Raw genomic sequence first — 9,458 nt, 5'->3', positions numbered from 1 at the left:
CGGCTGGCTGAGCAGTCTGGGCGGGAGTTGAGGTCCTCGCCGTTGAGGTAGGGGAAGAGGACGTCCTTGTTGCGAGGGTCGCGCTGGATCAGGTCCTCTGCCTGTTCGGGGGTGAGGATGAACCCCTTCCCCAGCACGTTGGACCCCTGGAACGACTGGCCCCTGTTCGCTACCAGACGATTGCCAGTTGCCAAGAGCGCAGGTCAGGACGATTTAGGGAGGGATCCCGCCAAACTCATCGCGCCATGGTAAGGGCTCCACGGCCAGGCACATGACGTTCCCCATGACACTGGACAAGTTCACTGAAGCTCAGCGAGCGGACGGCTACTCGACCAACACCATCGGCGCCCGAGTACGTTGCATCAAGGCCATTGCCCGCTCTGCCGGCGTAACCGCAGGTCAGCTCAAGGTCGATCATGTCATCGCGTACTTCGCCGCACGCCCCTTACGCCCATGGTCACGCAGAACCTACCTGAACCACCTCCAGGCGTTTGGAAAGTGGCTGGGAGTGGACCTCATAGAGGGCATACGCAAGCCCGCAGCACCCCGGTCAACACCTCATCCGCTCCCAGAAGATGAACTCAAGCGGCTCACCGCAGTCACCCGTGGAGCGCACAAGACCTGGGTCCTGCTAGGGGCCTTCTGCGGCCTCCGCGCGCACGAAACGGCCAAACTTGCCAGGGAAGACCTATCCACTCTCGATGACGGCACAGCGATACTCCGCGTTACAGGCAAGGGTGGACGCACGGACACCATCCCTGTGCCACCGGTAGTCATGAAGGCACTCGACCTGACGGGAAGCGGCAGATTCTGGGAAGGAACGCGTGCCGAATCCGTGTCACGAACTGTCGCCGGGATCGCTGCAAAGATCGGCATCCGTATGCGCTACCACCAGCTGAGACACCGATACGGAACGATGGTCTACCGCTCTTCCGGCAGAGACCTGCTCATGACGCAACGTCTGATGCGCCACGCGTCTCCAGCGACCACAGCTGGGTACGCGGCCGTCGCGGACGACCGTGTTCACGTGGTTGTGCTTGATCTTCCAGGAGCTGACCCGGGCGCATCACGGCCAAAGGGGCGGAGAACAAGCTCGCACCAATGCCTGTCGTGCCGCCAGGATGCCCGAGCCTGAAGTGGTGTCCTACCGCGGGGCTTGCGGTAGCTCGGCGGGGCCACGATGCCAGTTGAGCCCTCGATGCGGCTTTGAGTCGTTGCCGAACCAGGACGGCCCTGTGCGGCTCACCGCGACCCCACCAATGTCAGTGAGCCCCCCTATCGTTGTTCGCGGGTGCCAGTCCGCACCCAGGGAGGGATACGCGCATGCCGTCGTCACCACAGAACGCCCCCGTTCCGGAGCCGGGCGTTCCCCACCCCGTGGACGAGGTCCCGCAGACCTTCCAGTCCGGGACGTCATACGACGTCCGGGAGGAACTCGGCAAGCTGATCTCCCGGGATCTGCTGGGGCCGTGGGGCGACGAGACCGAGGCGCTGGCGCCGCACAGCGCGGGGCCCCGTGACCGCTACCTCGGTGGGCTTCTCGGACCCCGGCCCGCGCCGACCGACGCTCCCGTGAAGGTCGCGGCGGGTCAGGCGGAGACCGAGGTCAGCGCTGAGGGGGACGGGCGGGACCCGGAGCTCGCAGAGCGGCTCACCCCGCAGGCCGCCGGACGGCTGTGGGCGTCGTCCATGGGGCTGAGCTTCCTGGTGCCGGCCGATGTGGGCATGCTCAGTCTCGTCGCCTCTTGGGGCCGGTACCGGCAGAGCGACAGTAAGACTGACGACGGCAAACCGGTGCGAGCGTGGTCGCGGGAGCCCGTCCGGTACGAGGTGGACATTCCCGTCGACTCACCGGGCACCGTCCGCAAGGTTCTGGAGGGTGTCGACGACACCGACCCGGACCTTCCCTGCATCCGGCTCGACGTGCACGTGCGGGAGCGCCCAGGCACGGTCGACGGCGCGGACAACCTACGTTTCGTCGACGTGTCGCTGATCAACTCTCTGGAGGAGTCTCGTGAACTGCGGGACGGGCAGTGGCTGTTCCAGACGAAGCTGGAAGTCACGGCATTCGACGGGCAGTCCAGCGTCTTCCTGCCGATCGATGATCCGCTGTCCGATGAGCCCGGCCACATCCTGGAGAACCCCGAAGAGCAGCATCTGCGGCTGCTGTACCGGCAGGAGTTGAAGCACGCTCACGGGCGGAACGTCGCCGTGCACGCGAGTGTCCTGCCGAAGGGGCGGCGCGCGGTCAGGTTGGAGACGACCTGGCTGCCGGTGAAGGACGTGCCGGCCACGGTCGCGCCGAACACAGCTCGTCAGCCGCTGCTCGCCGGTCTTGAGGTGAGCATGGACAAGCTCGCCGAACTGGCCGTCTGGGAGCGGCGCGACGAGCTGTTGAAGGCCCTGCAGCCGCTGGCCGACGGCTACGACGGCTGGTTGCAACAGCAGGCCGCCAAGGCGGAGTCGCTGTCGGGCGAACTGCGGACCACCGCGCTGCGGGCGGTCGACGAGGCCCGCGACGCGTGCGGCCGGATCGCCCTCGGCATCGAGCTGCTGCACACCGACCGGGACGCACTGCGGGCGTTCCGGTTCGCCAACCGGGCCATGGCCATGCAGCGGCGGGCCACGGCGACGGCCGCGCTGCGGGCCGAGGGCGGTGAGAAGCCGCCCACGTACGCGGCGGCCTACGCCGAGATCGATGCGCGCGGTCCCGTGGCCGCGAGCTGGTACCCCTTCCAGCTGGCGTTCGTGCTGCTCAACCTGTGCTCCCTCACCGATCCCGCGCACAAGGAGCGCAGGGCAGACAGCACCGCCACGGTTGACCTCCTGTTCTTCCCGACCGGCGGCGGTAAGACGGAGGCGTATCTCGGTCTCACGGCCTACACGTTCGCCATCCGGCGGCTGCAGAAGGTCGTCGGGGACGGCGAGGAAGCCTGCGAGGGGCGGGACGGCGTCGCTGTACTGATGCGGTACACCCTGCGGCTGCTGACGGCGCAGCAGTTCCAGCGGGCCTCCGCCCTCGTGTGCGCGACGGAGGTGCTCCGCAGGGAGGACGAGGAGGTCTGGGGCCGCAGGCCGTTCCGTATCGGGCTGTGGGTCGGTGCCGGGGTCTCGCCGAACTGGTACGGGGACGCGGCGCAGCAGATCGCCGAGGCCAACGAGTCCGCCTCGGGGCGGCACGCGAACGTCCTCCAGGTGCTGTCCTGCCCATGGTGCGGCGAGGAACTGCGCGCGTGGCGTGACGTGGCACCGGATGACGTACGGCGGCGCGTCATCGTGTACTGCCCGCGTGGGGAGGACGCGGAGCCCTGTCCGTTCTCCCGGATGCAGGCGCGGGGTGAGGGGCTGCCGATCCTCACAGTCGACGAGGAGATCTACCGGCTGGTGCCGAGCCTGCTGATCGCGACCGTGGACAAGCTCGCCCAGCTGCCGTGGCGCGGCTATGCGGGAATGTTGTTCGGGCGCGTGAGTGCCTACTGCGATCGGCACGGCTACCGCCACGACGACCTCGACGAGGAGATCGGTTGCGGGTCCCGGCACAACGCCAAGGACCGGCACAAGGCCGTGACCAGTCGACCGATGCCGCGGCGGCTGCGACCGCCGGACCTCATCATCCAGGACGAGCTGCACCTGATCTCCGGGGCGCTGGGCACCACGGTGGGGCTGTTCGAGTCGGCCGTCGACCAGTTGTGCACCTGGCGGGCGAAGGACTCCCACGGGCAGCTCCGGGACACCGGGCCAAAGATCGTCGCGTCGACGGCCACCACCCGCAACGCCCGTGCGCAGGTGCTTGGCGTGTTCGCCCGAGACCTGGCGATCTTCCCGCCGCAGGTGGTCGACGTCAGCGACACCTTCTTCTCCCAGCAGGTCGACGTCACCCGGGACAACCCTGGGCGGCGCTACTACGGCGTCTGCGCGCACGGGGTGCGCATGAAGGCCGCCGAGATCCGTGTCGCGGAGATCCTGTTGCTCGCCGGGCAGCACATGTTCGACCTCTACGGTGCTCCCGCCGATCCGTACATGACTGTGGTCGGATACTTCAACGCAACCAAGGAACTCGCCGGTATGCGGCGCGTCCTGGACGACGACGTGCCGAGCCGACTGCGGGCCAACGGACGCCGCCGGGGCATCGCCAACCGGCTGCTGCGCGACACCGACATGCTCAACCTCCAGGAGCTGACCTCCCGTATCTCGTCGGCAGAGATCAGCGCCACCCTCAAGCGGCTGGAGATCGGGTTCAACCCGGAGCACGACACATCGGAGCGCAAGAAGGCGATCGTCGACGAGCTCCGGGACGCCGGGAGGGCCCGTCAGCCCCGGGTCCTGCCCGCCCCGCTGCACCGCAGGCCGGTCGACCACGTACTGGCCACGTCGATGCTCCAGGTGGGCGTGGACGTCTCCCGCTTCGGCCTGATGGTCGTCACCGGGCAGCCGAAGAACACCGCCGAATACATTCAGGCGTCCTCCCGTGTCGGACGTCAGGCCAAGCGGCCGGGCATCGTGATCACGCTCTACAACTGGGCACGGCCCCGGGATCTCGCCCACTTCGAGGACTTCGAGCACTACCACGCGACGTTCTATCGGCAGGTCGAAGCGCTGTCGGTGACCCCGTTCACGCGGCGGGCGCTCGACCGGGGCACCACCGCCACGTATGTCTCCGCCGTGCGGCAGGCGTGCGACGAGTTCTCCGACAACGTGGACGCGGAGGGGGTGGACCTCGACGACCCGCGGGTGCGGGACGTCGAGCGGCGGCTGCTGGCGCGCGCGGAGGCCGTGGACGGGGATCGGGCGCGCGGCTACCTCGCCGAGCGCATCGACGCCCTGCGCGACGCCTGGACAGCCAAGAAAGGTGAGCAAGGCCGGCTCGGCTACCGGGGCCAGACCCGGCAGAAGCAGACGGTGCTGGGTCTGCTGCGCAACGCGGACGGCAGCGGATGGGACGTGCTCACCGTCCCGCAGTCGATGCGCGAGACGGAGAACGAGATCAACATGCTGTTGTCCGCCGACACCGTGCTGTCGGCCCCGGCCGGGAACCCCTGGGAGTTCGGACCGCCCGCCGAGGGCGGAGACGGCCCGGACACGGCGAGCGGCGACGAGCACGGCGAGATGCCGGACCCAGACGGGAACGGCGACGACAACGGCACGGCCAGGGGGCGGCGGTCATGAGCGGCGGCGGATACTTCAGGCGGGTGGGGGCGGTACGGCCGAGCCACCTCATGTTCACCGGAGGCGTCGGCGCCCTCGTCGACCTGCCCAACTTCTCCGTCATGGTCAAGGGCCTCGACCACTGGAGCTACGCCGGTGTGCCCGATCCGGTGATCGAGGAACCCCGGCTCCGCGGGGCCGTCAACCGGGCCCTGCGGCGCTACGGCCCCAACCAGGTGGGCGAACTGCGTGCCGCGCCGTGGATCCCCGGCACCGACACCGACCCGAAGGGGAACGCGGCCCGGATCGGTGTGCCCGTAACCCCCTTCCCGCAGTGGCTGCGCTGCACGGCGTGCAATGAGCTGGCCTCCCTAGGCTCGGGCAAGTGGGGATTCGAGAACAACAACGCCCGCCGCCCCGACGAGGCGCGGTTCTACCATGAGAACTGCTACCGGAAGAAGAAGGGCCGCAAGCCCCTCGCCGTGGCCGCCCGCTTCGCGCTCGCCTGTACCAAGGGCCACCTCGACGAGTTCCCGTACACGGAGTTCGTGCACGAGGGTCGCGCCTGCCCCGACACGACGTACCCGACGCTGCGGATGCGCGACAACGGCGGCAACCTCGCGGCCAACGTCTCCCTCGAATGCCTCGTGTGCAAGAAGGCCAAACGCAACATCCGGGACGCGATGGGCGACAAGGGCCGCGAGAACCTGCCCCGCTGCCGTGGTCGGCACCCGCAGTGGGACGGCGTCTACGACACCTGCGACGAGACGCCGTATCTGCTGGTCGTGGGCGCGTCCAACCAGTGGTTCCCCGTGACGCTCAGCGCACTGGCACTGCCCGACACCGGGACCGACTCACTGCGCAAGCTCGTCGAGGAACGCTGGCCGGACCTGGAGGACTTCGAGGACGAGGCGGAGATCGCCATGTTCGCCAAGAAGTCGAAGCACCACCGCTACCTTCGCGACTACGAGCCCGCACAGGTCTGGCAGGCCATCTCCGCCTACCGCGCGGCCCTGTCGGGTGATGCGGGCGCCACCGAGCAGCCGCCGGGCCCTCCGGACCTGCTGACCCCCGAGTGGCAGGTGCTGTCCGCGGCGAAGACCGCCGACCCGACCGAGGACTTCGCACTCGTGGACGCCTCGCTCAGTGGGCCGCTGTCCACCGTCTTCTCCCAGGTGCGGCAGGTGGAGCGGCTACGCGAGGTGCGGGCCCTCATCGGCTTCACCCGGCTGGACGCCCCCGATCCCGAGGACCCCGGCCTGGTCACCCGCGTCGACCTGGGGCGGCGCGAGCGCGACTGGGTGCCGGCCAGCGAGGTGCGTGGCGAGGGGCTGTTTCTGAGGGTGGACGATCACCTGATCGAGCAGTGGGAGCAGCGGGTCGCGTCGAGCGACGCCCTCGCCGCACATGCCGCGGCTTTCGGCCGGTTCCGTGAGCACCGCAGGTCGGAGCGGATCCAGGACGGCTCCGACCTGATGCAAGGCTGGCCGGGCAGTCGCTACATCGCCCTTCACACGCTCTCCCATCTGCTCATCCGCACCATCGCGATGGAGTGCGGCTACAACTCGGCGAGTCTGGCCGAGCGGATCTACAGCGGCGACGCCGAGGAACGGCGGACCGGCATCCTCATCTACACGGCCGTCCCGGACTCGGAGGGCACGCTCGGCGGGCTGGTCTCCCTCGCCGATCAGGACCCGAGCACCGGTGAGAACCGGCTGGCCAGGATCGTGCGGACGGCGCTGTACAAGGCGGGGCGGTGCTCCTCGGACCCGCTGTGCGGCGAGCGTCTTCCCAAGGCGCCGGAGGACTTCCTGCACGGTGCCGCCTGCCACTCCTGCCTGTTCGTGTCCGAGACGACGTGCGAGCGCGGCAACCGGTTCCTGGACCGGCGGTTCATCACCCACCTGGCAGGCGACCCGAAAACGCTGGCCCTCATCCCGGACTTCGGGTGAGCGGATCGACCCGGTGAGCCGCAGACGCTTCGAGGCGGCGGCAGCGACGGCCGCCGCCTCGCTCGGGCCCACACGGACTAAGGCGCTGGCCACGCTCCTCTCCCAGGGCCGCTCCCCGGCGTACATCCTCGGCAGGCTCCAGACGCCGGACGCGCTGGAAGCCGTATCGGCGTTGCTGGCGTCAATGACGGAGGACGGCGTTCCCTCGGCGGAGACGGCGGCGTATCTGCGGGGTTACGCGGCGGCCTGGACCCGGCAGCGCGAGGACACCGAGGCCCGTGCGGTGTGGAGTGGCCCTTCCACGCCTGGGACACCCAGCCGCGCCACCGCCCAGGTGCTGACGGAGGTGGTCGGCGCCGCAGAGCACCGGCTCGTCGCCGTGACCTACTCGGCCCGCTCGTACGCACCGCTGACCGCAGCGCTGTCCGAGGCCGTGGCCCGGGGCGTCACAGTGGACATCGTCGTGGAGACGCTGGAAGGCGCGGGCGGGCTGCTCTCCGGGCGTGAGCCAGCCGATGCCTTCTCCCGCGTACCGGGCCTGCGACTCTGGCACTGGCCGACGGGGCAACGCCCCACTCCCGGAAGCCGGTTGCACGCAAAACTAGCGGTGGCCGACGACCGGATTCTCTTCCTCTCCAGCGCCAACCTCACGGCGGCCGGCGCCGAGCGCAACATCGAGGCCGGCGTCCTGCTGAACGGCGGCCCCATGCCGGGTCGGATGGCGGAACACATAAGGGAGTTGCAGCGCCGAGGGGTTCTCGCACGGTGGCCAGGCGCCCGATGAAGGCCCGGCGCCGTCGAATCATCGCCATTTGCATGGCCGGTTGATGGCCACTTAGCCCTGACGGCCGGAACCTGGCCAACAATTGAGCCTCCGGTTTCACATGATGCAGGAGGTCGCAAATGGTCGCCGTCGCTCTGGTGCACAGCACCGCGCTGATGACGGAGCGGCTCCCCGAAAAGCCTCCGGCATGGCTGACCCGCGGTGAGCGGACCTTCGCGTATCCGTACAAAGACTGGAGGAAGCCGCGCGTCTGGTGCCTCGCCTTCTTCACGGACCGTCACGCCCGCTATGAGCGGCGCAGGATCATCGGGGTGGGCGGCGTCTTTCCGGGCAGGCGGTCGGGTACCTACGAACGCGCCCTGCTTGCCCGCGACTTCACCGCACTCCGGGTTCCGCTGCCGCTCGTCAACCTTGAGGGCGCCATGGGGGCCAGCCGCCGATTCCTCAAGGACGACGGTCGTTTGTCTCCCGCGGCCGGCGACAACCTGCTCGCGGCCATCCGGCATCTGCGGCCGGAACTGAACGAGACGCTGGATGGCCTGGAGAACAGCCTGGGGGCCAATCCTCCGACAGGTCGGGAGGGAGAACAGCGGAGCTTTGAGAAGGACGCGATGGGCACCGTCATGGAGACGTTCGGCGCAGACCGCGATCCACTCGAAGCGTGGCAGCAGCCGCTCAGCGGGGACGATCCTCGCTCCCGGTCCGTCCCCTTTATCGAAGGGATGCCCGACCTCCGGCAGATCGAGGACCAGCAGATCGTCCACGACTACCTTCGCTTCCCTGGCATGGAGGGCGAAGACGCCGTGCAGGTCGGCTGGCGGATCTACCGCCGCAGCTCCGAATCCCACCATCGGCTGTTCGTGTACAACGCCAACCGCACGAACGCCGAGACCGTCATGGGCGTCGACATGATCTACGTGAACGAGCACGCCCGAAGCGTGGCCATGGTCCAGTACAAGCGGATGCGTCAGAGCGGGCCCGGCTGGGTGTACTGGCACGACGCCACCGGCGAGCGGGAGTTGAAGCGGATGGAGACCGTCGACTACCAGTGCAAGGCCGAGGACGAGTGGGCTCGGACCAGCCAGCAGCGGACGACCCTGGGGGATCCACGCCTGATCCCCACGCCCAGCATGGTCAAACTGTGCCGAACCACTCCCTTCATGATGAACTCCGCCGCCCTCATCCCCGGCATGTATCTGACGCGGGAGCACTTCCAGGAACTGCTTCAACGCCCCGAGGCCGACGGGCCGTCCGGCGGGACACGCATCGTCGAGGAGTCGGTTCCCCGGTACCTGAACAACACCACCTTCACCACGCTGCTCAGGGACGGATGGATCGGCACGCGCGGCACCGGCTGGGACTACGTCATCGACCTAATACGCGAGAGCCTGTCCGCCAACGGGCCGGGCTCCGTCGTCGTGGGGATGCACCGGAGCGAGGTTCCGCCCGGCAACCGCCGAGTCAACTGACCCGCGCCGCAGGCGGACGGCGATCGAGGCGATCCGGCTGCCCTGGCACGTACGGACCGGTCTCGCGAATCGGAGCCGGTCAGTAAGGTGATCGTAGTCTTCTGGAGG

Annotated in this window: 5 protein-coding genes; all 5 read left to right on the top strand. The window is 68.7% G+C overall.

Annotated features, from left to right (window positions below; genetic code table 11):
- Window positions 1-271: 271 nt before the first annotated feature.
- Window positions 272-1,135 carry a tyrosine-type recombinase/integrase gene (locus ACIBW6_RS27845; RefSeq protein ID WP_078844941.1) on the top strand — a complete coding sequence of 288 codons (864 nt, stop codon included), beginning with the start codon at window positions 272-274 and terminating at the stop codon, window positions 1,133-1,135.
- 188 nt (window positions 1,136-1,323) lie between these two features.
- Window positions 1,324-5,166 carry a DISARM system helicase DrmA gene (drmA, locus tag ACIBW6_RS27840; protein WP_399064237.1) on the top strand — a complete coding sequence of 1,281 codons (3,843 nt, stop codon included), beginning with the start codon at window positions 1,324-1,326 and terminating at the stop codon, window positions 5,164-5,166.
- A complete protein-coding gene (gene drmB / locus ACIBW6_RS27835) occupies window positions 5,163-7,097 on the top strand; it encodes a DrmB family protein (protein WP_399064235.1) in 1,935 nt (644 codons plus the stop codon). The genes drmA and drmB overlap by 4 nt, the downstream gene beginning before the upstream one ends.
- 13 nt (window positions 7,098-7,110) lie before the next feature.
- Entirely contained in the window at window positions 7,111-7,881 is a 771-nt protein-coding gene (gene drmC / locus ACIBW6_RS27830) for a DISARM system phospholipase D-like protein DrmC (protein ID WP_399064233.1), read from the top strand.
- A gap of 119 nt (window positions 7,882-8,000) precedes the next feature.
- On the top strand, window positions 8,001-9,350 hold the full coding sequence (locus tag ACIBW6_RS27825; protein WP_399064231.1) for a hypothetical protein: 1,350 nt from the start codon (window positions 8,001-8,003) through the stop codon (window positions 9,348-9,350).
- Window positions 9,351-9,458: the final 108 nt, after the last annotated feature.

Origin of the sequence: Streptomyces sp. NPDC049813, from assembly GCF_044465085.1 — a bacterium.
Lineage (GTDB): Bacteria > Actinomycetota > Actinomycetes > Streptomycetales > Streptomycetaceae > Streptomyces.
This window is presented reverse-complemented; position numbering and strand designations above follow the sequence as displayed.

What these genes read in the sequence shown, in the direction of transcription:
- ACIBW6_RS27845 (WP_078844941.1), top strand. Translation starts at nt 272, where the DNA reads ATGACGTTCCCCATGACACTGGACAAGTTCACTGAAGCTCAGCGAGCG.
- drmB (WP_399064235.1), top strand. Translation starts at nt 5,163, where the DNA reads ATGAGCGGCGGCGGATACTTCAGGCGGGTGGGGGCGGTACGGCCGAGC.
- ACIBW6_RS27825 (WP_399064231.1), top strand. Translation starts at nt 8,001, where the DNA reads ATGGTCGCCGTCGCTCTGGTGCACAGCACCGCGCTGATGACGGAGCGG.
- drmA (WP_399064237.1), top strand. Translation starts at nt 1,324, where the DNA reads ATGCCGTCGTCACCACAGAACGCCCCCGTTCCGGAGCCGGGCGTTCCC.